The following is a 24,568-nucleotide window of genomic DNA, read 5'->3' on the forward strand; positions in this document are numbered from 1 at the left end:
GCCGATCATGAACTCGCCTCTGGCCATGCTGGCCGTCGCATCGCCCTCGCCCTCTGCTCCGGCCTCCGCCCCGGAAGGCCGCGGCGCGCGCGATGCCGATCCCGCCACCCGCTTCTCCGACATCATGTCGCGCCAGCGTGCGGAACAGGATGCCGCGCCGCAAACCACCCCGGCGGGACAGGCCGCCGGCCGCGGCCAGGCGGCGGGGCCCGGCGCGGCGGCCGGCAGCCAAGCCGCGCAGGCGGCTGACGGCGCCACGGGACAGGCTGGACAAAAGGATGATGGCAAGACGGCGCAAAAGGACACGGACGACGCCGCTGCGCCGGCACTGGTGCAGCAAGCCCTGGCGATCGCCGTGATGTCTGCGGAGATCCAGGGCCAGCCGTCGGCGGCCGGCAGCGGCACGCAGGCCGCGCCGCAGACCGCCGCCCAGGGGCTGCTGGCCGGAACGGCGGGCGCCGCCACTGCCAACGGCGCTTCCGCGGACGCCTTGCCTGCGACGAACGACACCGCGCTTGCCGCCGCGACGGCAAGCGCCTCGGGCGTACCGCTGGGCGGCACCGAGGCCGCCCGCGGCGCGTCGCCGTCGGCCGGCGCCACGCCCGCCGGCGAGGCGCCGGCCCATGGCACCCATGACGCCCCTGACGCCCAATCCCCCGCGCATGCCGCGCCAAGCGCGGTGGCCGGGGCGGACGATCGGGCGGCCGACCGCCGCGCCAGCCAGACGGCCTTCACGCACGCCAACCCAACGCAAGCGAGCCATGCCGCGGCGGGCGTCCCTGCCGATCGCGCGGACATCGCGCCCGCGGGCGCCGCACGCACGCACGCCGGCAAGGACTTCGCCGATGCCGCGCCTGCCTCGCGCGACGCCGCACCGGGATTCCACACCGACATGACGCAGGCGCTTGCCGCCGCGTGGCAGGCGCCGGTCGCGGCCGGCGGCGCCGATGGCGGCTCGCCCACCCTGCGCACGCCGGTCGGCCAGCCGCAGTGGGGCGAAGAGCTTGGCAGCCAGGTGCTGGTGCTGACGCGCCGCGCGGGCGAGGACGCCCACACGGCTGAGTTGCGCCTGGACCCGCCCGATTTGGGACCGCTGCGCGTCACGATCAAGGTGTCCGACGGCGTTGCGCAGGCCAGCTTCGTGTCCGCGCACGCCTCGGTGCGGCAGGCGGTGGAATCTGCCCTGCCGCAGCTGCAGCAAACGCTTGCGCAGGCCGGCATCTCGCTGGGCCAGACCAACGTCAGCGATCAGGGTGCGCAGGCCGGCTTCGGGGGCATGCATCAGGGCAACGACCGTCCGGCTTCGCACGGCGGCACACACGCGCAGACGCAAACGCAAGCCGACGCCGCGGGCGACAGCATCCAGATTGCGGTGCCGGCGCGCCGGCTCGATGCCGGCCGCGTCGACACCTTTGCCTGATCCGGCGAGGCCGGCCGGCGCGGGCGCGCGCCCAGCCGGCCGCCCGCGCCGCAATAAGAGGAGATACGCAGGTTTCGCCCTGTTTTTCCCTACCTCGGGTCCGCCCAAGTCAGGCGAAAATCTCTTCGAACAATCGATAACCGTTTCCTGGTAAATCAAACCTCCATCCGAGATGGCGACCACCAAAACCCCCACCTTGCCGTCGCGCAGCACCTTGCCGATGCGAACCGGCGGCTCGTCGCGCTTTCTTCGTCCGATCATCGGCCTGCTGGTTCTCCTGATCGTGGCGGCGGCCAGCGTCGCGACGACGTGGATGATCACGACGCGTTCACAGCGCAATGCGGCCAACTCGGCGGTACAGATCAACGTCGGCCAGGCCCAGCAGGCGCAGCCCCAGGTGGGCGCCACGCCCACCACCTTCGTGGCGCCGCCCGCGACGCCGCAGGCCGTGCCCGCGCCGATCTTCATCCCCATCACGCCGTTCACCGTGACACTGCAAAGCGCCGACCGCGAGCGCATCGTGCACATCGCGATGACGCTGCGCGTGGCGGACGAACAGTCGCGCCAGCGTCTGGAAAAGTACATGCCGGAAGTGCGCAGCCGCATCCTGATGCTGCTGTCGGCGCAGACGCCTGAGAGCGTGCAGACGCCGCAAGGCAAGGTCGATCTGGGCACGGCGATCATGAAAGCCGTGAACCGGCCCTTCACGCCCCTGCCCGACGGGCAGTACGTCACGGACGTCCTCTTCACCGAATTCGTGGTGCAATAAGCATGGCTTACGAGGCGTTCCTATCGCAGGACGAAGTCGATGCCCTGCTGGCGGGCGTCACCGGCGAAAGCGAAGGCGAACGCGCGGTTCCGGACAACCAGGAAGGCGTACGCGCCTACGACCTGAGCTCGCCGGACCGGGTCGTGCGCCGGCGCATGCAGACGCTGGAACTGATCAACGAGCGGTTCGCGCGCCACATGCGCAACGTGCTGTTGAATTTCATGCGCCGCAACGCCGACATCACCGTCGGTTCGATCCGGATCCTGAAGTACTCGGATTTCGAGCGCAACCTGCCCGTGCCGAGCAATCTGAACATGGTGCAGATGAAGCCGCTGCGCGGCACGGCCCTGTTCAGCTACGACCCGAATCTGGTGTTCCTGGTCATCGATAGCCTGTTCGGCGGCGATGGGCGCTACCACACGCGCGTGGAAGGCCGGGATTTCACCACCACCGAACAACGCATCATCCGCCGTTTGCTGAATCTGACGCTGGAAAGCTACGGCAAGTCCTGGGAGGCGGTGTACCCGATCGAGTTCGAGTACGTGCGTTCCGAAATGCACACGAAGTTCGCCAGCATCACCGGGTCGAACGAGATCGTGGTGGTGACGCCTTTCCATATCGAATTCGGCGCCACGGGCGGCGATCTGAACATCTGCCTGCCCTATTCGATGATCGAGCCGGTGCGCGATCTGCTGACGCGTCCGCTGCAGGAGACCACGCTGGAAGCCGTCGACCAGCGCTGGGCCCGCCAGCTGTCGCGCCAGATCCGCAGCGCCGACGTCGAGCTGGTGTGCGAATTCGCCCGCATCCCCTCCAGCATCCGCGAACTGATGCAGATGAAGGTCGGCGACGTGCTGCCGGTGGAAATCCCGCAGACCGTCGTCGCCCAGATCGACGCCGTGCCCGTCATGGAATGCAGCTACGGCGTCTTCAACAACCAGTACGCCCTGCGCGTACAGAAACTGCTTACCCCTATCGATCCCGAGAACGAGGCCCCCGACCATGACTGATCAGAACGCCGAGCGGCCCGATCAAAACAAGCCCGCGTCCGGCGCCGCCGACGATTGGGCCGACGCGCTGGCCGAGCAGTCCCGCGCCGCGCCGCCCACGCAGGCCGACGGCCTGAAGCCGGCCGACGACTGGGCCGATGCGCTGGCCGAACAGACCGCGGCGTCCGCGTCGCCCGCGGCCGCCCCCGCGCCGGCCGCTTCCGCCGCCAAGCCGGCGGCCGCCAGCGTCTTCAAGCCGCTGTCCGGCTCGAGCGAGAAATCGACCGCGGATATCGACCTGATCATGGACGTGCCGGTCCAGCTGACGGTGGAACTGGGACGCACGCGCCTGACCATCAAGAACCTGCTGCAGCTGGGCCAGGGTTCGGTGGTCGAACTCGACGGCCTGGCTGGCGAGCCCATGGATATCTTCGTCAACGGCTATTTGATCGCCCAGGGCGAGGTCGTGGTGGTGGACGACAAGTACGGCATCCGCCTGACCGACATCATCACGCCGGCCGAACGCATCAACAGGCTCAACGGCCGCCGCTGACCCTATGGCCGACGCCGCCCCTTTCCGCGTATTCATCGGCCTGATCGTCGTCATCGCCGCGATCCTGCTTTGCGGCTGGATCGCGCGGCGCGCCGGCCTGGCGGGGCGCACACATGGCGGCGCCCTGCGTATCGTCGATAGCCTGAACCTGGGCCCGCGGCAGCGCATCGTCCTGGTGCAGGTGGAAGATGCGCGATTGGTCGTCGGCATCGCGGCCAACCAGATGAACCTGCTGCATACGCTGCCGCCCGGGTCGGCGGCGCCGGAGGAACCCGGCCTGCCGGCCAGCCGTGCGTTCGCCCACAAGCTGGGACAGGCGCTGCGCCGCAACTGAACGCGGCGCGTTGGATGATCTCATGACACGTTCCCTTGGCACGCGGCGCGGCGACGCAGGTCCGATGCGCACCGCCGCCATCACTCTGGCGGGACTGGCCCTGCTGGCGCTGGCCTGCATTCCGTTGTCCGCTTCGGCGCAGGCCACGCTGCCAGCCCTGACCGCCACGCCGGGCCCCAACGGATCGGAAACCTATTCCCTCAGCGTGCAGACGCTGCTGATGCTGACGTCGCTGACGTTCCTGCCGGCCGCCCTGCTGATGATGACGGGCTTCACGCGCATCATCATCGTCCTGGGCCTGATGCGCAGCGCGCTTGGCACGCAGACGACGCCGCCCAACCTGGTTCTGATCGGCCTGGCCCTGTTCCTGACGGCCTACACCATGTCGCCGGTGTTCGACCAGATCTACAAGGATGCCTACCAGCCGTTCTCGGAGGGCGCGATTTCGTTCGAAACCGCCATCGAACGGGGCTCGCAGCCGCTGCGCACGTTCATGCTGCACCAGACCCGCGAAACCGATCTATCGCTGTTCGCCAACCTGACCAACCAGCCCGCCATGGAAACGCCGGCCGAGGTGCCGATGAAGGTGCTCGTGCCCGCCTTCGTCACCAGCGAACTGAAGACCGCTTTCCAGATCGGCTTTACCATCTTCATTCCCTTCCTGATCATCGACATGGTCGTCGCCAGCGTCCTCATGGGCCTGGGCATGATGATGGTGCCGCCCATTTCGGTGTCGCTGCCCTTCAAGCTGATGCTTTTCGTGCTGGCCGACGGCTGGCACATGCTGCTGGGCTCGCTGGCCCGCAGCTTCTACCAGTAGACCGGAGCGCCGCATGGACGCCGAAACCGTAATGACAATGACCTACCAGGCCATGAGGATGGTGCTGATCGTGGCCGGCCCGCTGCTGGGCGTCACGCTGGCGGTGGGCCTGCTGGTGAGCGTCTTCCAGGCCGCCACGCAGATCAACGAAATGACGCTGTCCTTCATTCCCAAGCTGCTGGCGGTGGCCGCCACGCTGGTGCTGCTGGGTCCCTGGCTGATCGGCATGATGACCGACTACATCCGCCAGATCATGGACCAGATTCCCACCCTGGTTTCCTAGCCAGCGCCGAGCCCGGGCCGCCAGCCCTGCCCCGTCCGCGGAACGCCGTCATGATTTCCTTCACGCTCGATCAGTGGCATGGGTGGATCAATGCCTTCCTGTGGCCGTTCGCCCGGTTGCTTGCCCTGATCGGCGTGGCCCCGGTATTCGGCGAATCCTCGGCCCCGCCGCTGGTCAAGATCGGGCTGGCCGCCATCCTCGCCGTGGTCATCGCGCCATCGCTGCCGCCCATGCCGGCCGTATCGCCGGCGTCCTATCAGGGCCTGTGGATCCTCGCGCAGCAGGTCTTCATCGGCATCGCCACCGGCTTCTGCATGCGCGTGTGCTTCGCGGCCGTGCAGACCGCGGGCGACTTCGTCGGCCTGCAGATGGGCCTGTCGCTGGCGACGATCTTCGATCCGACCACGCAGTCGAACACCGAGGTGCTGGCGCGCCTGTTCAACATCCTGGCGATGCTGGTGTTCCTGAGCGTGAACGGCCATCTGCTGATGCTCGGCATGCTGGTGAAGACGTTCACCGTGCTGCCGATCGGCACGCCGGTATTGAACCCGGAAGGCTGGGCGGCCGTGGCGCAGCTCGGCAGCAAAATCTTCTCCACCGGTCTGCTGCTGGCCCTGCCGCTGATCGCCGCACTGCTGACGATCCAGCTCGCCCTGGGCATCCTGAACCGGGCCGCGCCGCAGCTGTCGGTCTTCGCGGTCGGCTTTCCAATCACCCTCACCGCCGGCGTCATTCTGCTCGCCGTCGCCCTGCCTCAAAGCACCGGCTTTCTCGCGGCGTTTTTCGAGGAAAGCGTGAACGCGATGGAACGGGTGGCGAGTCTGCTGGCCGGAATCTGACGGCCCTGCCTGCCAGCCCGCGTGGATTGAGGCAACCCGCCGGATCACCGCGCCGCGCTTATCTTATCCCTCGTAAAGGCAAAACCGCGGCCAAAGGAACTTGGCTCAGGACGCACGTACTTACTGCCCCCGCTCACATGTCGAGCCGATCGTTGGGAGTATCGTCATGCCTACCGCCGTCAGTCCTCTTGCTCCAGCCGCCGGACAACCGCTGCACAATCGCGCAGACCAGCCACTCAGCACGCGCGCGCCGGACGACCTTGTCCAGCTCCTGCCGGCGCAACGCCAGCCCCGGTCAACCGTCGCATCGGGCGACGCGGCCATGCCGCGGCACGGCCACGCGATCTACGAAAATCGGCGCTGGCGCCGCGACGCACCCGATGCAAGACCGGCCGCGCCGCCGGATTCGCTGCCGTCCGGACAGCCGCGCGCGGAAGACGCATGGATAGCGGCCTGTAGGGCCGGGCCCGTCGACACCGCGTACTGGAATGGCCGGCTGGAAGATGACGACGCCCTGATGGTGAGACTGGCAACCGCCAGCGGCGGGTACGCCGGTACGCCGACGGCCGCAGATTTGACGCCTGCCAAGCGCCGCGAACTGGCCGTGTCGCTCATACGCGCCCTGACCGCCGGCATCGACTGGCAGGTCAGCCTGGGGCAGGCTCCCAATGCAACGGCGGGAATCTATTTCGATGGGCTGACGTTGCGCAACGCCAGCGGCAAACCCATGGCCGGCATCGTCCAGGAACTGGAGGCGCGCATCGCAAGCGTGCTGCAGGCGTGCGGGACAGCGCAGCTTGCGGGCTTGACCGATTGCGCCGGACTGGCGCGCCAGGTCAGGCGCATGATGACTTCGGACCCCACGCTGTCGCTGCAGCCGCCGCCCGACGTCTCCTATGGCAGCCCCCGCTGGGTCACCCTTTGGACGGGCATGCAGACGCTGGCCGACCAGGGGTTGTCCCCGCACAAGGTAAGTACGGACGATCTGCTGGCCGTGGGCCGCGCCGCCATCGCCGTACAGACCAGGAAATCGCCGCGCCCGGCAGGCGGCGCAACGCCGCCCGGCATCGATATCGGCGCCCTGCTGCTGATGGCGCACGCCGCCGGCAGGATCGACCTGCGCCGCATCGCACAAGAGGCACCAGACAGCGCGGCAGGCGGCGAGGCGGCGGCATTGGCGCCCGAGGACCTGGACCGCCTGACGAGCTTCCTGAAGGAAATCATGGCGGACGAACTTCGCATCCTGGATGCGATCGCCGGCCTGAAGCCGCCCACCGGCAGAGAGCTGGCCGCCGACAACCTGCGCGCCGCAGGGCTGGACCCGGAGCACCGCGTCGACGTCAGGTCGGTCGTCATTCCCGCCGCATTCGGGCCGGTGCGATTCAAGATCCCCCTGCCCTTCGCGTTCGACCAGCAGGCCCTCGCCGATGTCTATGTGTCGCATGAAACGCTGGACCTGAGCGAGGACGCCGGCGATCCCGCCTTGTCGGCCCCTGTCTCGCCGGAGGTTTCGAGGGCAAGAACCAAGCTCGGCCGCTCGCTGAAGGACGAGTTCGATGCCGCCTTCGACCGCTACAAGACGACGGCCGCCGGCCATATCGCCACGTTGATCGACGCCTCCGTTGCACGTTATGGCAGCGACCACGGCATCGACTTCGAAGGAGCCACGATCACCGTCACGCGGGCCCAGCGGGTTGATTCGCTGCATCTGCCAGTGGTGCCCGGGCCGGGACAAGCGCTTCTCGCCCAAGCGACCGCAAGCACGAAACGCACGGACGCCAACGGCTATTTCGTGTCCATCGATACATCGGCGGGCAGGCACCGCTATTTCGTCGCGTTGGCCGATGGCGCGGAGTATCCGCTGCCGCCGGAGCGATCCATCGAAGACTGGGCGGCCAGTCACGGTGAGATCGTCTTCGGCACGGCCGTGCACAAACCCGATTTTCCTGGCTCGCTGTTCAATGACTTGACGTATCCGCTGACGACGCTGGCGACGGGAAAGCGCGAAGAGATCGGCGCGCAGTTGAAGGCATCGCTGCCCGGCACGCTCGAGCGCTCACGCGCGGCCTTGTATGGCGGCAGCGAAGTCGAAACCATCCGCGGCATCGAACGCGGCCTGATCCCTTTCTACTCCACCTATTCGGCCATCAAGGACGGGCGCACCGAGGATATCGCGTGGTCGCTCGCGCTGGACGTGCTGATATTCGTTCCGGCGCTGGGAGAAGGACTGTCGCTGGGTATGCGGGCCGGCGAAGCGCTGATGGCCGGGCTGAGCCGCGCGGTCTCGGAAACCGCCGGCGAAGGCCTCCTGCAGGCGATCAAGCTGGGCGTGGCGGAAAGCGGACGTTTCGCCCCGGCGCTGATGCGACAAGCCGGCAAGACGCTGGGCGCCGTCGCGCACAGCGCCGTCATCGATCCCCGGGACCTGCTCAAACTGCTGAGAGGCGGCGCGCTGCTCGGCAACAAGGGTTTGCGCGCCGTTGCGCGCAGCCTCAAAACAAGCCGGCCGGAGCTGGCGCAAGCGCTGATCGAGGCGGCAAGGAAGATGTCCGCCGGCGGCGCACGGTATCGCCCGCTGCCCGCCGGCATGCTGCGGCGCTACCGGATCTCGGACCCCGGCTTGATCGACACCCTGAGCAAGGCCGCCAGGTCGGATGACGGCACCATCATGCTCGGCGCGAAGCGCTACGCCGAGGTCGAGGGCAATTACCTTGCGCTCACAGCGGATCACGCGGCCTCCACCCAGGAACGGCCTGTCTGGCGCATTGCCGGCGCGGGCTTGCCCGGGACCCGGCAGGGCGGGGTCCGGCTGGTGTGGGACGCCGAACTCGGCAGATGGCAGGAAGCGAAGAATGTTCCACAACTCAAGGGGGGCGGATCCACTTCCGCGTCGGCCTCCACTTCCGCGTCCGGCTCGGCATCGGCCACGCCCGCGGGCACGCAGCTTACCCGCGTCAAAGTCGCCGACGACGCTGTCGCGGCCCTGGACCGCGATGTGCCGGCCGACGCGCCGAACCATAGGGGCGACTACGATAACTGGGACAATAGCGAGATTTACGAGTACAGCTACACGGGCCGCCTGGCCAACACCGAAACGGTCGAATTGGCCGTCGAAGTCCTGGAGGAGGCCAACGACATCACGCAGTACGCCTGGTGGGAAAGCGAGTTCGACGATTTCTTCGATATGGAGGTGGTCGGCCTGGAGACGTCCGCCTACGCCGAGATCGATCCGCGCTATGCCGATCCCGAGACCGTCAAGCACCTGAAGATCACGATGACGGACAGGATCCGCACCTTCCTGACGGACCTGTACGCCAGGTCGGAAACCTTCCGGGCCCTGGTCAACCGGGCAAGAAGCGAAGGCTATATCGCCAAGGACGACAAATGGACCATCCAGATCCAACCGCCTGACGCTTTGAGCGGTGGATTGTGCGAGTTCGCAGAAGAACACGGAGCCGAGTATGACGACCGGATCGTTCGCATACCGGACCTTCAGGCGCCGCCCCACGGCTTGCAGGACCAGATGCTCGCGGACGGATACACCTTTGAACCCTACCTCTCGCCCGCGACGATCATCCACGAGCTGATCCACGTGTTGACTCGCAGATCCGACCCCGCCGTGGACCTTTGGAAGGACGAGGCGAGCCATCTCGTTCACGGGTTCCCCGAGCGCGGCGTTGTGGAATACCTGACGCAGCGGGTGTTGAAGGAAAGCGGCATCCAGGCCCCACGGCGGCTGACCTACCTTTCCTTCACTTCCGAAGGTCAGGCGGACCTGGCCCGCGTTATCACGCCCGAGAAGATCGCCGCCTTGCAACGCTACGTCGATATGCAGGACGACTATCTGCTGAAGCGTTTCCCGCAGCACGACCCGAACCCCGCCACCCCATGGAATCCCTCCGCGGGCAACGAACGCTGGTTGACGGCCGATAGCGTGGGTTCCGGTTCTGAAAGCGGTTCCGATTCGGAAAGCGGTTCTGGTTCGGAAAGCGGTTCCGGTTCGGGCAGCCCCGAACCCATGGAAACCTGATTCCGAGGGGAAATGGCCGCCGCGATGGCGGCGGCCGGAATACCATCACCGGACCAGGACCCGGCATTCCGGCAACATGCCGAAGAACACCTTCGGCGACCCGTACAAGCCGCAAAATCCTGCCTGCGCCGGCCGCGCGTCAAAAATCGACCCCATGCCGGGAATCCGGTAGCCGAGCACCCGACGCACGGATTCCGAGAACTCCAGATGAGTCAGGCGCCCACGCTGCAGCGCGGCGGCTTGCTGCAATTGCTGAGCGGGGCCAGGGTTCGTGGCAAGGACCAGAAACGGCACCCGGAACTCCTGCGCGGTCGTCTCCGCACCCGTATTGCAGTGGGTCGCCCGCGTCGTCAGGCTCTGGCCGTGATCGGAAGTGTAGAAAACCATCGTATCCGCCGGCACAGCGTCCTGCAGGGCGAGCAGGAAATCCGCCGCGTTCACACGGACCGACGTCGTGTAATCGGCCACCCGGTCGCCCGTCGCCCGGTCCGGCGCAACGCTTGCCGGATACGGGAAATGCGCGCCATTCTTGTTCACGAAGATGAAGTTGCGCCCGGTGCGCGCGAGCACCGCGATCTGCTGCAGGGCGGTCGGGTCGCGCTCGTACGGGGGACCCTCGTTTTCCACGACCCGGTTGATATCGCCGAGTTCCTTGGCGTCGATATAGTTGCGCGTGGTCGGGTCGGACAATACGCCCTGATTATCGATATAGGTGACGACGTAGCCGGCGCGCCGGGCCAGCGCGAACAGGCTGTCGGTGCGCGCAATACCCAGACGGCCGCGATCGCTACGCGACCACAGCGCCTTGCGCAGAATGTAGTTGGAGGCAGCCGAGCAGTTGGCGCCGCTATAGGCCAGGCCGAAGTCGGCGTAGCGGCTTTTTCCGGCGTCCAGCACGCGCGAAAAATAGCCGTACTCCACCGATTCATCGACAACCACCACGACGTTCCGGATATCGGGGTATTCGGGCGCCGTCATGGGCTGGGCGGGCACCCGCCTCGGACGGCCGATCACGTCGTTGAGCTTCAGATAAACGCTGCCGAGGGCATAGGAGAAGCCCTTGGGAAAGCCGATCAACGCCGGCGGCCCGCGCTTGACCAGAATGGTGCCGTACATTGCGGTCAATGCGGCCGCCAACAGCAGTGGGCAAACGATCGACCAGCGGCGCTCGTGACCGATCCACGCCTTGACGACAAGCGGCGCGACGAGCAAAAGCGCCTTGCCGGCCGCTGCCGCGATAATCGACCCGTATTCCTGCAGCGCGGCGCCCAGCATGGTGGCCGAGGCATTCAGCGCACTGATGTTGCCAATGCCCGCAGGCCTCCCATAGATGGCATGGGCCGCCAGGTCCAGCGTCAGCAAGGGAACAAACAGCGCCAGCACACCCGTGCTTCGCCAGCGCCCCAGCCGTGTGGCAGCGTACAACATGACCACGGCGAAGGCGTATTCCAGGATGAAGACCGCCTGCCGCAAGACTTCCGCCGGCCCCAAATGGCCTTGCACGTTCACGCCGATGGCGCGGAAGCGGTCGATGGCGTAGAAACCGTCCAGCGCCGGAAACACGACGGCCACATAGGCGAAGGCCAGGCATTCGATCAGCGCGCAAGCCGAAACCGATGAGACGGCACGCGCGCGCCAGCCGGGTATGCCGGAGGCGCCATGGGAGGAAGAGTCGGACACGGGGAGCACATCCGCGCCGGCATCGGTGCATGCCGGGGCAATGGGAAATGCCGTTAGTCCGTGAAATGGCGCTTCGGCTCCACTGACGAGCCACTGTCTTCAAAGCGGCATCAGCGATTATTCAATGCAATAAAAAGACGGCCAGCCTGCCGCGACACGCTCGCGGAGAAACTGGCCGTCGATGTCGCGGGCCCGGATCGGGCCCGCCGGCTTCGCTTACTGCGCCACCAGCGGCGGCGTGAAAACCTGGCCCGACAACTGCTGCGCCGGCACGTCGATGACCTGGCCTTCGTTGATCTTGAACACGGCCACCGCCTCGGCCAGGCGCTGGGCCTGTTCCTGCAGCGAGCCGGCCGCCGCGGCCGCCTCTTCCACCAGCGCCGCGTTCTGCTGCGTCACCTCGTCCATCTGCGACACCGCGCGATTGACCTGGTCGATGCCGCTGGACTGCTCTTCCGGCCTGTTCCTGCAGCGAGCCGGCCGCCGCGGCCGCCTCTTCCACCAGCGCCGCGTTCTGCTGCGTCACCTCGTCCATCTGCGACACCGCGCGATTGACCTGGTCGATGCCGCTGGACTGCTCTTCCGACGCCGCCGAAATCTCGCCCATGATGTCGGTCACCCGCTTCACCGACGCCACGATCTCCTGCATCGTCGCCCCGGCCCGCTCGACCTGCTGCGAACCCGCGCCCACCTTGGACACCGAGTCCTCGATCAGCGCCTTGATCTCCTTGGCCGCCTGCGCGCTGCGCTGCGCCAGCGAACGCACCTCGCCCGCCACCACCGCAAAGCCCTTGCCCTGCTCGCCCGCGCGCGCCGCTTCCACCGCCGCGTTCAGCGCCAGGATGTTGGTCTGGAACGCAATGCCGTCGATCACGCTCACAATCTCGGAAATCTTGCGCGAGCTGCCCGAGATCTCCTGCATCGTGTTCACCACCTCGGCCACCGCCGAGCCGCCGCGCTCGGCCACGTCCGAGGCGCTGGCCGCAAGCTGATTGGCCTGGCGCGCGTTCTCCGCGTTCTGCTTCACCGTGGACGCCAGTTCCTCCATCGAGGCCGCCGTCTCTTCCAGCGATGCCGCCTGCTGCTCGGTGCGGCTGGACAGGTCCGTGTTGCCGGCCGAAATCTCGCGCGAACCGACATTGATCTCGTCCACGCCGCGGCGTACCGCCGACACCGTGCGCGTCAGGCTTTCCTGCATGCGCTTGAGCGCCGCGTACAGCGTCCCGATCTCGTTATGCGAACGTACCTCGACGCGTTGAGTCAGGTCGCCGTTGGCGATCTTGTCGAAGTGCTGGCCGGCTTCGACCAGCGGACGCACCACCATGCGGCCGAACACCACGCGCGCCAGGATCATCAGAATGACCGCCAGGCCCACGGCCGCGGCCACGGCGATCAGAGCCAGATCCAGGTTGTGCTTGGCCTGGGCCGCCGTCTCGGTCTGCGAGGTCTTGATGTACTTGGAGAAGTCTTCGATGGCGTCGATGAATGCGGCGCTGCGCGGGGTGCCGTATTCCGTGTTCACCATGTAGAACGTGCTGTAGTCCTGGCTGCGCAGGGCTTCGACCATCGTGTCCACGCCGTCGTCGATATAAGAGCGGTAGCGGCGCACCAGGTTCATCGACAATTGCCGGCCCGTGTCGTCTTCCAGCATGTTCTTCTGGAAATCCCCGAAGCTGTTGCGCACGGCGGTCAGGAGGTCGTTGGCGCTCTTGAGGGAATCCGCCGCGTCTTTCTTGGCGTTTGCCGCCGCATCCGGCGAAACGCCTTCGGCGCTGGCTTCCTGCAGGTCGCGCGCGGACACCAGCAAGGCGACCCGCGCGCGCAGCATGTTGGCGTTGATCACCTGCACCTGCGTCGCACGATCGGTCAACTGGCCCAATTCGACGACCGCCCTGTAGTTCTGATTCAGGAAGTAGGCCGCCATGCCGCCCACCGCCACGATAAGCAGGGCGAAGATGCCCAGCACGAACATCAGCAGCGTGCCGACCCGCGTATCCCGCAACGAGAACTTGCGCTTGACCTTGGGCTGGCGAGCGGCCTTGCGCTTGCTGGCCTTGGCCTTGCGGCTGGTCTCTGTGATGGCTTCCATGGGGCCCTCCAAAACTTGTGTCTTATAGAAAGAATGGCAGTACATGCGCGCGATGCCAGCGCATTCCGGCCAACGGTTGCTGCGTTATTGCACCCTTACCGGTATCGCGGTTGCTCCCGGACCCGGCCCGGGCGCGCCCGTCTCCGGTTGGGAATTTGCCGCCGCGACCGGCGTAGCCGGGCCTTCCTGCGGAATCGACGTGGCGCCCAGCAGCCGCTGCCGCGTGGCGTCCGGCAGCGGAACATTCGTCGTATTGAGCACGCGGGCAAGGCGGCCGTCCGCGCCGAACTGCAACATCGCTTCGCGCCGGAAATACAGTGCGTCGGCGACGACGGACATCTTGTAGGCCCAGATCGCGACGGTCGAGCCGTCCGACTGCGGCATCACCTGCTGCGGCATGGCGCGCAGCGTCTGGATGGCATCGGTCATCGTGGTGCGGCCCGGCTGCAGGCTGGCCAACGACTCGGCCGAAAAATTCTGACCCGTCGCGCAGCCGCCCAGCAGGACGAGCCCCGCCAGGCTGGCCAGAAGGCGGGGCCGCCACGTCGCGATCAGGCGCAATGTCAAGGCCATGGCGGTCCTAGAAGGATTCCCAGTCGTCTTCGTTCAGGGCCGCGGCCGTACCGCCCGCGGCGCGGGCCTTGGGCGCGGGGCGCGGGGCCACGCCGTCATTGGCGGCCGCCGGCGCGCGTCTGGCCGGCGCCGCCGCCCTGGCGGGCGCCTTGGCCGCCGCCGGCGATGCCGGCGCTTGCGATGCGGGAGCGGGTCTGGCACTGCGGGCGGCGGCCGGCGCATGGCTCAGGCGCGGCGCTTCGGCGGACGTCGCGGCCGGCGCGGACTCGGATGGCGGAGCCGGCATGCGGGGCGCGGCCGCGGCCGGGATTTCACGCGCCGGCATATCGATGACCCGCGCTTCGTTGATCTTGAACACGGCCACCGCCTCGGCCAGGCGCTGCGCCTGTTCCTGCAGCGAGCCGGCCGCCGCGGCCGCCTCTTCCACCAGCGCCGCGTTCTGCTGCGTCACCTCGTCCATCTGCGACACCGCGCGATTGACCTGGTCGATGCCGCTGGACTGCTCTTCCGACGCCGCCGAAATCTCGCCCATGATGTCGGTCACCCGCTTCACCGACGCCACGATCTCCTGCATCGTCGCCCCGGCCCGCTCGACCTGCTGCGAACCCGCGCCCACCTTGGACACCGAGTCCTCGATCAGCGCCTTGATCTCCTTGGCCGCCTGCGCGCTGCGCTGCGCCAGCGAACGCACCTCGCCCGCCACCACCGCAAAGCCCTTGCCCTGCTCGCCCGCGCGCGCCGCTTCCACCGCCGCGTTCAGCGCCAGGATGTTGGTCTGGAACGCAATGCCGTCGATCACGCTCACAATCTCGGAAATCTTGCGCGAGCTGCCCGAGATCTCCTGCATCGTGTTCACCACCTCGGCCACCGCCGAGCCGCCGCGCTCGGCCACGTCCGAGGCGCTGGCCGCAAGCTGATTGGCCTGGCGCGCGTTCTCCGCGTTCTGCTTCACCGTGGACGCCAGTTCCTCCATCGAGGCCGCCGTCTCTTCCAGCGATGCCGCCTGCTGCTCGGTGCGGCTGGACAGGTCCGTGTTGCCCGCGGATATCTCGCGCGCGCCCACGTTGATCTCGTCCACGCCCCGGCGCACCGCCGCCACCGTGCGCGTCAGGCTTTCCTGCATCCTGCGCACGGCCCCGAACAGCACGCCGATCTCGTTGGTCGAACGGACTTCGATGTGCTGGCTCAGGTCGCCAGCCGCGATGCGATCGAAATGGCTGCCTGCCTCGCGCAGCGGGCGCAGCACCATGCGGTTCAGCACCAGCCAGCACGCCGCCGTCAGGATGATCGCGAAGACGATCATCGCCACGGTGACGATTCGCGCGAGCGTGAAGTCGTCATGGCCTTGCGCAACCATGTTGTCCGTCGTCTTGTCCAGGTAATCCAGCATCGTCTTCATGGCCCGGTCCAGCCCCTGATTGGCGCTGGATGACGTCTTGCTGGATGCGGCGAACGCGTCCAGCGAGCGAGAGCGCAGCGCGGACAGTTGTCCGTCCACCATGTCCGAGTAAGTCTTGTAGGCCGAGACGATGCCTTGCGCCATCTCGACCGTCTCGGGCAGCTTCGGCGCCTGCGCGAACAGCGCCATGCGTTTGTCGGCCTCGGACTTGAAGCCGGCCGCGCGCGACAGGTCGCTCATGCCCTCGTCCACGCGGTTGTTCTGGATTTTGTCGTAGGCGTTGTTCAGCACCTGCCGGGCGCGCAGTACCTGACTGTAGCCGGCATACAGGTTGGTGACCTGATCCGTATAAATCGTATTGACGCCATCGAGCTTGTTGTTGCTCGACTGCAACCCCAGCCAGGCGACGCCATTGGACAGCAGCATCGCCAGCAGATACAGCGACAGCAGCAGGATGATGGAGGTGCGTACCTTCAAATTGGCAAACATCGTATTGATCCAGGAGCGGCCGCTGACTTGAAGACCGCTCGGTAAGTTGTCCGGTTACTTGTTCATGCTGAACAGGCTTGTGCCCTTGACGGCGCTGAACGCCGCCATGGACGCCTGCAGGGCGAGCTGGTGCATGCTCATGGCCGAAACGGCCTCGTAGTAGTCGATCTTGGTCAGGTCCGTCAGTGTTTTGTTGTCGGTCAGGGCGCGCTGGCTGCCCATGGTATCCAGGGCGTCCAGCTCGTTCTGCCGGGCGCCGACGGACGCCTGCACGGTGGAAACGTTGTCCAGGTTGATGGACAGCTTCTTGTTGGCGGTCGCCAGCATATTGGTGAGCTGGGCCTGCGCCGCGGCATTCCCGTCAGACGGCGCGCGCAGCGTCGTGATCAGGGAATTCAAGGTGTGGAACATATCCAGGCCGGTCGACTGCGCGGTGGTGACGGTGAGGGTATCGCCGTCGGCGGGATCGCCCTTCAGCGCCAGCTTGGCGGCGCCCAGGTCGATTTCCGCGCCGCTTTCGTAGGGCACGTCGGACTGCACGACGGTGTTGGTCGTGGTGTCTTCGACGCTGTACGTCATCGCCCCGGTTGTGGCATCGGTCTTGAACGTGATCTGGAAATTGTGGCCCGCGCTGGCGTTGCCGGGCACGATGCTGGGGGACGAGAAGGTCACCGTCCCCTTGTTCGTCGGCTGCGCGGTCGCGATGTATTCGGTGGTGCCCGGCGTGGCGCGCGCGAAGATGTCGGTGCCGATGTCGGAAACCGCCATCTGGCGGGCCTGTTCGACCTGCACCAGGCGCTGGCCGGCGCTGCCGTTGTAGCTGATGATGCCGGAATTGGGATCCTGCACGTAGGCGGCCGCGTCCCCGGTGGTGCCGGAGAACAGGTACTGGCCGTTGCCGTCCGTGCTGTTCGCCAGGGCCAGCAGCGCGTCGCGCGACTGTTCCAACACGGTGGCCAGCGAGTTGCGGTCTTCGTCGGCCATGGTGCCGTTGCCGGCCTGCACGACGCGGGTCAGCACGTCGGTCAAGGTCGTCACGATGGAACCCAGCGCGTTGGACTCCAGGCCGAGCGACCGGTTGGCCGCTTCCCGGTTGCTGGCATAGGTCTGGGTAATGTTCAGATTCTGGTAGGCCGTGATGGCCTTGCCGGCGGCCAACGGATCGTCCGACGGCGTGACCACGCGGCGGCCGGAACTGATCTGCTGCTGCAGCGCCAGAACGTCGGATTCGTTCCTCAGGATCCCATTCAGGCCGCTCTGGTAGATGGTGGAGGTGCTCAGGCGGATCATGCTGTGTTGCTCCGGGATGATTCGTGATTTTGAGTTGAACTGGAACCCGTTTACTTTCAGTGCCCTACGCCGCGCCGAACACACCGGCGCCCGCTGACCCGGGACGCCGCGGACCCGGCCCCGCCGGTCCGCCAGCGTCGCCCCCTTGACGGGCACAGGTGCCCCACGATCGGGACGCCGCGGATCCGCCTCCGCTGGTCCGCCAGCGTCGCCCCCTTGACGGGCACAGGTGCCCCACGATCGGGGACGCCGCGGATCCGGCTCCGCCGGTCCGCCGGCGTCGCCCCCTCGAGGGGGAAGCGCGCCAGCGCTTCGGGGGTGGGCTCTCCCCGCCGGTCCGCTGGCGTCGCCCCCTTGAGGGGGAAGCGCGCCAGCGCTTCGGGGGTGGGCCTCATTCATCGGCCTCACCTCAACCCCAGGATGGCGTCGAGCATCGTGCCGGCCACCTCGATGATCTTGGCGGCCGCCTGGTACTGCTCCTGGTACTGCGAAAGGTTCACGTACTCTTCGTTCAAGTTCACGCCGGACACCGACGAGTTGTTCGCCAGGCGCTGATTCACGACGGCGGTCTGCGCCTTGTCGTTGGCCTTGGCGGCGGCGGTCTGCTGACCCACGTTGTTCACGATCTGCGCGTACAGGTCCGTCACGCTGAGCGTGTTGCCCGCCAGGTTGCGCGTGGTCTGCAGCTTGGCCAGGGCAAGCGCGTTGTCGCCGTTGGCCGTGCCGGGGTTCGTCGTGCTGGACGCGGCGATCTTGCCCGGGTCCGTGATCGCCATGCCCAGGTCGCGCGCGGCGTTGCGCGTCGGCTGCAGGGTCCAGGTATCGCCGTCGGCCGGCGTCCCGGACAGGTTCAGCGTCAGGCCGTCGAAGGTGATCGTCGGCGGCGTTCCGGTGGGGGTGTAGGTGTTGGTCGTGTTGTCCGACAGGCGCGTCACCACATACTGGCCGGTCGTGGGGTCGGCGGGATCGGACTGCACGTACTTGATCGAATAATCGCTGGCCGTGATCTGGCTGGCGTCCGTGTAGTCGGCCGTGATCCCACCCGTGCCGGCGTTGGCGGCGCCCGAGATGGCCGCGGGCGAGATCATCGAAAAGAAATCGCCGCCGGGCAGCCCCTGCCGGTCCACGCCCTGCTGGTGCACCGCGTTGAACGTCATGGCCAGGCCGACGGCCATCTGCCCCAGCCGGTTCTGCAACGTATCGAGCGCGGTCGACCGGAACTGCATCAGCCCGCCCAGGGTGCCGTTCTTGAACTTGGAATCGTCCAGCTGCACCGGGGTGGTGGCGCCGCCCGGCCCCGAGGGCAGGTTGTAGGCGACCACGGTGCGCGACGGGTCGGTCGACGAGGCCACCGCCTGCAGCGAATAAACCGTCGTGCCGGACAGCAGCGCCTGGCCGGACTCGAGCGAAATGCTGACCATGTCGCCCTGCGTCGTGTAGCGGATCCCCACCGTCTGCGACAGCTCCGACAGCAACTGATCGCGCTGGTCCAGCAGGTCGTTGGGCGCGTTGCCGTTGCCCTGCGCGCGCGCGATGACGATTTCCTGGTTCAGCTTGTTGATCTGGTTCAGATAGCTGTTGACCTGATTGACCGCCGAGGCGATCTGGGTGTTCAGCCCTTCGCGCTGCGTCTGCAGATCCTGGTACGCCGAATTGATCTGCGACACCAGCGCCTGCGCCGTCCCGATCATGTCCGCGCGGGCCGCGGCGTCCGCCGGACCGCTGGCCACGGCGTTGACGCTGGCGAAGAACTCCGCCAGCGCCGGCGAGATCCCGACGGTTTCATCGCCCAGCCGGTTATCGATCTGGGAAATCTGGTCCAGGTACGTCGAGTAGGACGAGGCGCTGCTCTGCGAGCCGACCAGCTGCTTGTACAGGAAGCTGTCGTACTGGCGCTGGACGGTATCCACCTGGACGCCGCGGCCGTAGAAGCCGGCGGAGGTCGCGGTCGCGCCGGCCGTGGACGTCAACACCCGTTGACGGGTATAGCCTTCCGTCGCGGCGTTGTCGATGTTGTGGCCGGTGGTGGTCAACCCCGCTTGCGCCGCATTCAGACCGCTCAGGCCCAGGCTGTACAAACTCATGGTCGGGATGCCTCTTGATTAACCGTGATTCAAAGGTCGGGATATTGGCTTAACGGCAGCTTCGCGGCGAAATTTAGTGAAATCGAACATCACCGTGCGCAATCCGCTCAGCGGACGCCGCCGGCGATCGGCTCCGCGGCGGAAAGCGCCGCCACGGCTTCGGCCCGCGCGCTTTCCGCGCTGTCCTGTCCGTCCCAGCCGGGTGCGGACCGGCCCTCGAACGCCGTCGCGCCGGGGCCGGGGCGCCCCGCCGCGACGCCGGCGTCCGGGCCTTGGCCCGCCCCCGCCGTACCCGCCAATTGGCCCATGATGCCGATCAGCTTGTCGGCGTAGCGCGGATCGGTGGCGTAGCCGGCAGCCTGGATGCGGCGGGCGGCATCGTATTCGTCGCGGGCCTGCGTCACGGCTTCGTAGCGCGGGTTGTCGCTGATCAGCCGGGCGTAATCGGCGAACGATTCCTCGTAGGAGTTGTAGGCGCGGAACGGCTGCATGACCTTGCGCGGGACGCCATCTTCGTATTCCGTGGTCATGACGTTGACCACCTTGCCCTTCCAGCTGTCGCCCGCCTTGATGCCGAAAAGGTTGTAGCTGGTGCGGCCGTCCGGATAGCGGATCTCCCGCTGGCCCCAGCCGGACTCCAGCGCCGCCTGTCCCAGTATGAGACGTGCCGGCACGCCGCTCTGGCGCTCGGCCGCCTTGGCGGCGGACGCCATCTGGGAGACGAAGTCCACCACGTGGTCCGGCGCGCCTTCGGCGGCGGCCAGGGCGCGGTCGGATGCCCGGTTACGATTCAGCAGGCGCAGCAACGCGGCGACTTCCCCGTCGGGCGCGGCCCGCGCCACGGTCCGCGCGGCCAGGTCCAGCGGCTGCTGCGGCGCCTGCGCGCCCGTGCCGCCGTCCTGCCCCTGCCCCGCCTCGCCGGGCTGATTGGCCCGCATCTGTTTCAACAGCGACTGCGCCAAACCGATTCCAGGATTCGCCAACTGCAGCGCCAGCTGCTCGTCGGCCATGGAACGGACCATGCGCGACTCATTGGAGTCGAACATGCCGCTCTGCATGGTTGCCTGGCGCATCTGCTTCAAAAGCATCTGGATATAGACGGCCTCGAACTGGCGCGCAACCTCGGCCTGCTTTTCGGCGGAGTTCGGCTGCGTCGTAACGTCGCGGTGCAGGCTGGCCAGCGCGCCGAAATCGAAAATCGACGACTGCGAGGCGCCGGCGTTGGAGGATGGACCCAGGGCCATGGCCGCGGCGCGTCAGATGATTTCCAGCTCGGCGCGCAGCGCGCCGGCCGACTGCATGGCCTGCAGTATCGCCAGCAGGTCCTGCGGCGTCGCGCCCAGCGCATTGAGCGCCCGCACCACGTCCGCCAGATTGGCGCTGGTGCGCACGTGCTGCAAGGAACCGTTTTCCTGCCGCACGTCGATCGTCGTGTTCGGCACCACCACCGTCTGGCCGCCGCCGAAAGGCGTGTTGGGCTGCGACACGGCGTTGGTCTGGTTCACGACCACCGAAAGATTGCCGTGAGCCACTGCGGACTCTTCCAACATGACCGTGCGGTTCATCACCACCGACCCCGTACGGGCATTGATGATGACCTTGGCCGACGCCGGCGCGCGCGTGACCTGCAGGTTTTCCAGCTGCGAGAGGAAAGCCGCCTGCGCCGACGGCTCCACCGGCGCCTGCACCCGGATGGTGCGGCCGTCGATCACCTGCGACACCCCGCCGCCGAAGTGCCGGTTGAGGGCGGCTGCCACGTTCTGCGCGGTGCCGAAGTCCAGCTCGTTGAGCTCCAGGAACACATTGCCGTCGCGCGCGAAAGTGGTCGGCACGCCGCGTTCCACGACGGCGCCGTTGCTGATGCGCCCGCCGTTCAATTGGTTGATCTGCACGCTGGAGCCGCCGGCCGATGCGCCCGCGCCGCCCACCAGGATATTGCCCTGCGCCAGAGCATAGACCTGGCCGTCGGCGCCCTTGAGCGGCGTGAGCAGCAGCGTGCCGCCGCGCAGGCTCTTGGCGTTGCCCATGGACGACACCACCACGTCGAAGGTCTGGCCGGGGCGGGCAAAGGCCGGCAGGTTCATTGTGACCATCACGGCCGCGACGTTCTTCAGCTGCATATTGCTGTTGGCCGGCACGGTCACGCCCAGCTGCGACAGCATGTTCGTGACACTCTGCTGCGTGAAAGGCGCCTGGCGCACCTGGTCCCCGGTGCCATCCAGGCCCACCACCAGCCCGTAGCCGATCAACTGATTGCCTCGCACCCCCTGAATGGACGCCAGATCCTTCAGCCGCTCCGCATGCGCGCCCATCCCCGCCGCCATCGAGACGATGGCCGCCACCCCAATGGCCCAGCGGCGCAACCGCAAGCGCCCCGCCGCGGCGCCAACGGCCACGGCGCACCAACGACACGAGACACGTCGGCGCAAAGAAGTCAGCAGGACAATGGAATACGTCATATCAGCAATAACAGGTCTGCCCGATCGGGGACGCCGAGGATCCGGCTCCGCCGGTCCTCCAGCGTCGCGCCCTGGAGGGGGAAGCGCGCAAGCGCTTCGGGTTGAGTCTTACCTCGGGGGTGGATCTTCCCCCTGGGGTAGTTCTTCAGAACGGATTCGCGATCAGGAAAAAGCGCTGCAGCCAGCCCATCGTCTGCACCTCGTCCATCACGCCCTTGCTGCGGTACTCGATGCGCGCGTCCGCCACCTGGGTGGACGACACGGTGTTCAGGCCGGACACCGAGCGCGGGTCGACCACGCCGGAGAAGCGGATGTACTCGCTGCCGCGGTTGATCGCAATCTGCTTTTCCCCGGCCACCTGCAGATTGCCGTTGGGCAGCACGCCGACGACCGTGGTCGTGAGCGTGCCGGTGAACGTGTTGTTGGCGCTGCTGTCGCCGGCGCCCTTGTTCGTATTGGCGCCTTCCGTCTCCGTGTTCAGCTTGGAATTGAACCAGCTGCTCATGAAGCCCGGCGATGCGGCGACCGTGTTCTGCGTCGTGGACGTGCGGCTGGTATTGGTCGCCACGTTCTTCGCGGCGGCGGTCCTTTCCTCCAGCACCACCGTCACGATGTCGCCCACGTTGCGCGGACGGCGGTCCTCGAACAGCGGATAGTTTCCGTACACGGTCGGCTGATAGATCGAGCCGTTGGGCGTGGGCACGGGCACCGGCTGCGGCGGAGGCATGGCGGTGGTCGGCCCAAGCACCACGGGCTCGGGCGGGATCAGCGCGCAACCGCCCAGGCCGGCGGCCAGGACAATGGAGCAGAGGAAGCGCACGGCGCGCATGGCTGGACTCATCAAAGCTGGGTCAGGCGGGCGAGCATCTGATCCGACGTTTCGACCGCCTTGCTGTTCATTTCGTAGGCGCGCTGGGTGGTGATCATGTTCACCAGCTCCTCGGCCACGTTGACGTTGGACGTTTCCACGTAGTTCTGCAGGATGCTGCCCAGGCCGTCGACCGTCGGCTGGCCCACGTTGGGCGCGCCGGACGCGTCGGTTTCCAGGTACAGGTTATCGCCGATCGCCTGCAGGCCGTTGGGGTTAATGAAATTGGCCAGCTGCAACTGGCCGATCTGCACGTTTGTGCCGGGCGCGGCAGGCTGCGTCACGGACACCGTGCCGTCCTTGCCGATCGTCAGCGACAGGGCGTTGTTCGGCACGTTGATGGGCGGCTGTATCACCAGGCCGCCGGCCGTGGTCAGCTGGCCGTTCTGGTCGACCTGCAGCGATCCGTCGCGGGTGTAGGCGTCGGTGCCGTCGGGCAGTTGCACCTGCAGGAAGCCCTGCCCCTGGATGGCGATGTCCATGGGGTCGCCCGTGCTGGTCAGGTTGCCCTCGCTGTGCAGGCGCTCGGTGGCGGCCACGCGCGTGCCGGTGCCCAGCTGCAGGCCCGACGGCAGCTGGTTGGCGTCGCCGACCTGGGCGCCCGGCTGGCGCAGCGTCTGGTACATCAGGTCCTGGAACACCGCGCGGCCGCGCTTGAAGCCGTTGGTGTTGACGTTGGCCAGGTTGTTGGAAATCACGTCCAGCGAGGTCTGCTGGCCCTCCAGGCCGGTCTTGGCGATCCAGAGCGAACGTAGCATGGTGATAAGGCTCCTGCGCGAGGCCGTCCGGCCGCGCGGTCAATTCAATTAGGAAACGGTCGAGAGGATGGTGTTGGCCTTTTCCTCGTTCGCCTGGGCGTCGCGGATGACCTGCATCTGCATTTCGAAGCGGCGCGCGTTCTCGATCATGCCGACCATGGACGACGCGGCGTTGGCGTTGCTGCCTTCCAGCACGCCGGGCATCACGCGCAAGGTGGGATCGGCCGGCATGGGCGGCGCCGGCTGCCCATTGGCGGCGACGCGCCGGAAGACGCCATCGTCGCCATGCACCAGCGATTCGGTTGGCGGGCTGACCAGCTTGAGCTGCCCCAGGTTGAGGATGGTATTGGGCGGATCGCCGGCTCCGATCGCTGTGATCGTGCCATCCACCGCGATCGTCAGCGACGCGTCCGGCGGCACGTCGATGGGTCCGTTCTGGTTCGACAGCACGGGCATGCCCTGCGCCGTCTGCAACAGGCCGTTGACGCCAACCTGCAGATCGCCTGCCCGGGTATAGGCCTCGCCCTGCGGCGTCTGCACCGCCAGCCAGCCGTTGTCGGTGATGGCCACGTCCAGATTGCGCCCCGTCGTCTGCATCACGCCCGCCTGGAAATCGTTGCGCGGTGTGGAAGCGACCGTCGATACCCGGGTGGGCAGGCTGGTGCCGTCGTTGATCGGCACCGAGCGATAGAGCGCGATCTGCGCCCGGAACCCGGGCGTGTTCACGTTCGCCATGTTGTTGCTCAGGACGGCCTGCTCTTCGCTGATGCGGGCCGCGCCGTTCATGGCGGTGTAGATGACTCGATCCATGCGTCCTTATCCTGCCTGACGGGTAGCGCCGG

At 67.1% G+C, this 24,568-nt stretch carries 20 protein-coding genes; 9 read left to right on the forward strand and 11 right to left on the reverse strand.

All coding sequences use genetic code 11. The features are described from left to right. Positions 1 to 7 precede the first annotated feature (7 nt). The 9 genes from CAL13_RS21520 to CAL13_RS12500 all read left to right on the forward strand — a co-directional run bounded on the left by CAL13_RS21520 (position 8) and on the right by CAL13_RS12500 (position 10,037). Complete coding sequence (locus CAL13_RS21520) at positions 8 to 1,420, forward strand: flagellar hook-length control protein FliK (protein ID WP_086072560.1); 1,413 nt, start codon at positions 8 to 10, stop codon at positions 1,418 to 1,420. 172 nt (positions 1,421 to 1,592) lie between these two features. Further along, positions 1,593 to 2,189, forward strand: a complete 597-nt coding sequence (locus CAL13_RS12465; RefSeq protein WP_086057676.1) for a flagellar basal body-associated FliL family protein — start codon at positions 1,593 to 1,595, stop codon at positions 2,187 to 2,189. A 2-nt stretch (positions 2,190 to 2,191) separates the two neighbouring features. Then, positions 2,192 to 3,199, forward strand: a complete 1,008-nt coding sequence (gene fliM, locus CAL13_RS12470; RefSeq protein ID WP_086057677.1) for a flagellar motor switch protein FliM — start codon at positions 2,192 to 2,194, stop codon at positions 3,197 to 3,199. After that, the gene (gene fliN / locus CAL13_RS12475) at positions 3,192 to 3,731 is read left to right on the forward strand and encodes a flagellar motor switch protein FliN (RefSeq protein ID WP_086057678.1); all 540 of its coding nucleotides are present in this window, start codon (positions 3,192 to 3,194) and stop codon (positions 3,729 to 3,731) included. The genes fliM and fliN overlap by 8 nt, the downstream gene beginning before the upstream one ends. Positions 3,732 to 3,735: 4 nt before the next feature. Then, the gene (gene fliO, locus CAL13_RS12480) at positions 3,736 to 4,065 is read left to right on the forward strand and encodes a flagellar biosynthetic protein FliO (protein WP_086057679.1); all 330 of its coding nucleotides are present in this window, start codon (positions 3,736 to 3,738) and stop codon (positions 4,063 to 4,065) included. Between the two features lie 64 nt (positions 4,066 to 4,129). Then, complete coding sequence (gene fliP, locus CAL13_RS12485) at positions 4,130 to 4,885, forward strand: flagellar type III secretion system pore protein FliP (protein WP_086072561.1); 756 nt, start codon at positions 4,130 to 4,132, stop codon at positions 4,883 to 4,885. Positions 4,886 to 4,898: 13 nt separating this feature from the next. Continuing rightward, on the forward strand, positions 4,899 to 5,168 hold the full coding sequence (gene fliQ / locus CAL13_RS12490; protein WP_086057681.1) for a flagellar biosynthesis protein FliQ: 270 nt from the start codon (positions 4,899 to 4,901) through the stop codon (positions 5,166 to 5,168). 50 nt (positions 5,169 to 5,218) lie between these two features. Beyond that, positions 5,219 to 6,007, forward strand: a complete 789-nt coding sequence (gene fliR / locus CAL13_RS12495) for a flagellar biosynthetic protein FliR (RefSeq protein ID WP_086057682.1) — start codon at positions 5,219 to 5,221, stop codon at positions 6,005 to 6,007. Positions 6,008 to 6,173: 166 nt separating this feature from the next. Then, entirely contained in the window at positions 6,174 to 10,037 is a 3,864-nt protein-coding gene (locus tag CAL13_RS12500) for a hypothetical protein (RefSeq protein ID WP_157664864.1), read from the forward strand. 45 nt (positions 10,038 to 10,082) lie between these two features. Here CAL13_RS12500 and CAL13_RS12505 read toward each other — a convergent pair whose 3' ends face one another. From CAL13_RS12505 to CAL13_RS12560, 11 genes are all read right to left on the reverse strand, one after another. Continuing rightward, positions 10,083 to 11,717 (reverse strand): sulfatase-like hydrolase/transferase, encoded by a 1,635-nt coding sequence (locus CAL13_RS12505; RefSeq protein WP_086072563.1) that lies wholly within the window; start codon positions 11,715 to 11,717, stop codon positions 10,083 to 10,085. Positions 11,718 to 11,838: 121 nt separating this feature from the next. Further along, positions 11,839 to 13,806, reverse strand: a complete 1,968-nt coding sequence (locus CAL13_RS12515; RefSeq protein ID WP_442857347.1) for a methyl-accepting chemotaxis protein — start codon at positions 13,804 to 13,806, stop codon at positions 11,839 to 11,841. Between the two features lie 84 nt (positions 13,807 to 13,890). Beyond that, the gene (locus CAL13_RS12520) at positions 13,891 to 14,379 is read right to left on the reverse strand and encodes a hypothetical protein (RefSeq protein ID WP_086072564.1); all 489 of its coding nucleotides are present in this window, start codon (positions 14,377 to 14,379) and stop codon (positions 13,891 to 13,893) included. A 7-nt stretch (positions 14,380 to 14,386) separates the two neighbouring features. Continuing rightward, the gene (locus CAL13_RS12525; protein WP_086072565.1) at positions 14,387 to 16,267 is read right to left on the reverse strand and encodes a methyl-accepting chemotaxis protein; all 1,881 of its coding nucleotides are present in this window, start codon (positions 16,265 to 16,267) and stop codon (positions 14,387 to 14,389) included. Between the two features lie 54 nt (positions 16,268 to 16,321). Then, positions 16,322 to 17,557 carry a flagellar hook-associated protein FlgL gene (gene flgL, locus CAL13_RS12530; RefSeq protein WP_232462379.1) on the reverse strand — a complete coding sequence of 412 codons (1,236 nt, stop codon included), beginning with the start codon at positions 17,555 to 17,557 and terminating at the stop codon, positions 16,322 to 16,324. Positions 17,558 to 17,961: 404 nt separating this feature from the next. Continuing rightward, positions 17,962 to 19,641 carry a flagellar hook-associated protein FlgK gene (gene flgK / locus CAL13_RS12535; RefSeq protein WP_086072566.1) on the reverse strand — a complete coding sequence of 560 codons (1,680 nt, stop codon included), beginning with the start codon at positions 19,639 to 19,641 and terminating at the stop codon, positions 17,962 to 17,964. Between the two features lie 107 nt (positions 19,642 to 19,748). After that, positions 19,749 to 20,885: a flagellar assembly peptidoglycan hydrolase FlgJ gene (gene flgJ, locus CAL13_RS12540; RefSeq protein WP_086072567.1), complete on the reverse strand. Its 1,137-nt coding sequence runs from the start codon at positions 20,883 to 20,885 to the stop codon at positions 19,749 to 19,751. A gap of 12 nt (positions 20,886 to 20,897) precedes the next feature. Continuing rightward, a complete protein-coding gene (locus CAL13_RS12545; protein WP_086059437.1) occupies positions 20,898 to 21,965 on the reverse strand; it encodes a flagellar basal body P-ring protein FlgI in 1,068 nt (355 codons plus the stop codon). 280 nt (positions 21,966 to 22,245) lie between these two features. Beyond that, positions 22,246 to 22,929: a flagellar basal body L-ring protein FlgH gene (locus tag CAL13_RS12550; RefSeq protein WP_232467654.1), complete on the reverse strand. Its 684-nt coding sequence runs from the start codon at positions 22,927 to 22,929 to the stop codon at positions 22,246 to 22,248. 11 nt (positions 22,930 to 22,940) lie between these two features. Beyond that, the gene (flgG, locus tag CAL13_RS12555) at positions 22,941 to 23,726 is read right to left on the reverse strand and encodes a flagellar basal-body rod protein FlgG (RefSeq protein ID WP_086057692.1); all 786 of its coding nucleotides are present in this window, start codon (positions 23,724 to 23,726) and stop codon (positions 22,941 to 22,943) included. A gap of 48 nt (positions 23,727 to 23,774) precedes the next feature. After that, positions 23,775 to 24,536 carry a flagellar basal body rod protein FlgF gene (locus tag CAL13_RS12560; protein WP_086057693.1) on the reverse strand — a complete coding sequence of 254 codons (762 nt, stop codon included), beginning with the start codon at positions 24,534 to 24,536 and terminating at the stop codon, positions 23,775 to 23,777. Between the last annotated feature and the right edge of the window lie 32 nt (positions 24,537 to 24,568).

Origin of the sequence: Bordetella genomosp. 9 (assembly GCF_002119725.1) — a bacterium.
Taxonomy (GTDB): domain Bacteria; phylum Pseudomonadota; class Gammaproteobacteria; order Burkholderiales; family Burkholderiaceae_B; genus Bordetella_C.

What these genes read in the sequence shown, in the direction of transcription:
- CAL13_RS21520 (WP_086072560.1), top strand. Translation starts at nt 8, where the DNA reads ATGAACTCGCCTCTGGCCATGCTGGCCGTCGCATCGCCCTCGCCCTCT.
- CAL13_RS12465 (WP_086057676.1), top strand. Translation starts at nt 1,593, where the DNA reads ATGGCGACCACCAAAACCCCCACCTTGCCGTCGCGCAGCACCTTGCCG.
- fliM (WP_086057677.1), top strand. Translation starts at nt 2,192, where the DNA reads ATGGCTTACGAGGCGTTCCTATCGCAGGACGAAGTCGATGCCCTGCTG.
- fliN (WP_086057678.1), top strand. Translation starts at nt 3,192, where the DNA reads ATGACTGATCAGAACGCCGAGCGGCCCGATCAAAACAAGCCCGCGTCC.
- fliO (WP_086057679.1), top strand. Translation starts at nt 3,736, where the DNA reads ATGGCCGACGCCGCCCCTTTCCGCGTATTCATCGGCCTGATCGTCGTC.
- fliP (WP_086072561.1), top strand. Translation starts at nt 4,130, where the DNA reads ATGCGCACCGCCGCCATCACTCTGGCGGGACTGGCCCTGCTGGCGCTG.
- fliQ (WP_086057681.1), top strand. Translation starts at nt 4,899, where the DNA reads ATGGACGCCGAAACCGTAATGACAATGACCTACCAGGCCATGAGGATG.
- fliR (WP_086057682.1), top strand. Translation starts at nt 5,219, where the DNA reads ATGATTTCCTTCACGCTCGATCAGTGGCATGGGTGGATCAATGCCTTC.
- CAL13_RS12500 (WP_157664864.1), top strand. Translation starts at nt 6,174, where the DNA reads ATGCCTACCGCCGTCAGTCCTCTTGCTCCAGCCGCCGGACAACCGCTG.
- CAL13_RS12515 (WP_442857347.1), bottom strand. Translation starts at nt 13,806, where the DNA reads ATGGAAGCCATCACAGAGACCAGCCGCAAGGCCAAGGCCAGCAAGCGC.
- CAL13_RS12520 (WP_086072564.1), bottom strand. Translation starts at nt 14,379, where the DNA reads ATGGCCTTGACATTGCGCCTGATCGCGACGTGGCGGCCCCGCCTTCTG.
- CAL13_RS12525 (WP_086072565.1), bottom strand. Translation starts at nt 16,267, where the DNA reads ATGTTTGCCAATTTGAAGGTACGCACCTCCATCATCCTGCTGCTGTCG.
- flgL (WP_232462379.1), bottom strand. Translation starts at nt 17,557, where the DNA reads ATGATCCGCCTGAGCACCTCCACCATCTACCAGAGCGGCCTGAATGGG.
- flgK (WP_086072566.1), bottom strand. Translation starts at nt 19,641, where the DNA reads ATGAGTTTGTACAGCCTGGGCCTGAGCGGTCTGAATGCGGCGCAAGCG.
- flgJ (WP_086072567.1), bottom strand. Translation starts at nt 20,885, where the DNA reads ATGGCCCTGGGTCCATCCTCCAACGCCGGCGCCTCGCAGTCGTCGATT.
- CAL13_RS12545 (WP_086059437.1), bottom strand. Translation starts at nt 21,965, where the DNA reads ATGGCGGCGGGGATGGGCGCGCATGCGGAGCGGCTGAAGGATCTGGCG.
- CAL13_RS12550 (WP_232467654.1), bottom strand. Translation starts at nt 22,929, where the DNA reads ATGCGCGCCGTGCGCTTCCTCTGCTCCATTGTCCTGGCCGCCGGCCTG.
- flgG (WP_086057692.1), bottom strand. Translation starts at nt 23,726, where the DNA reads ATGCTACGTTCGCTCTGGATCGCCAAGACCGGCCTGGAGGGCCAGCAG.
- CAL13_RS12560 (WP_086057693.1), bottom strand. Translation starts at nt 24,536, where the DNA reads ATGGATCGAGTCATCTACACCGCCATGAACGGCGCGGCCCGCATCAGC.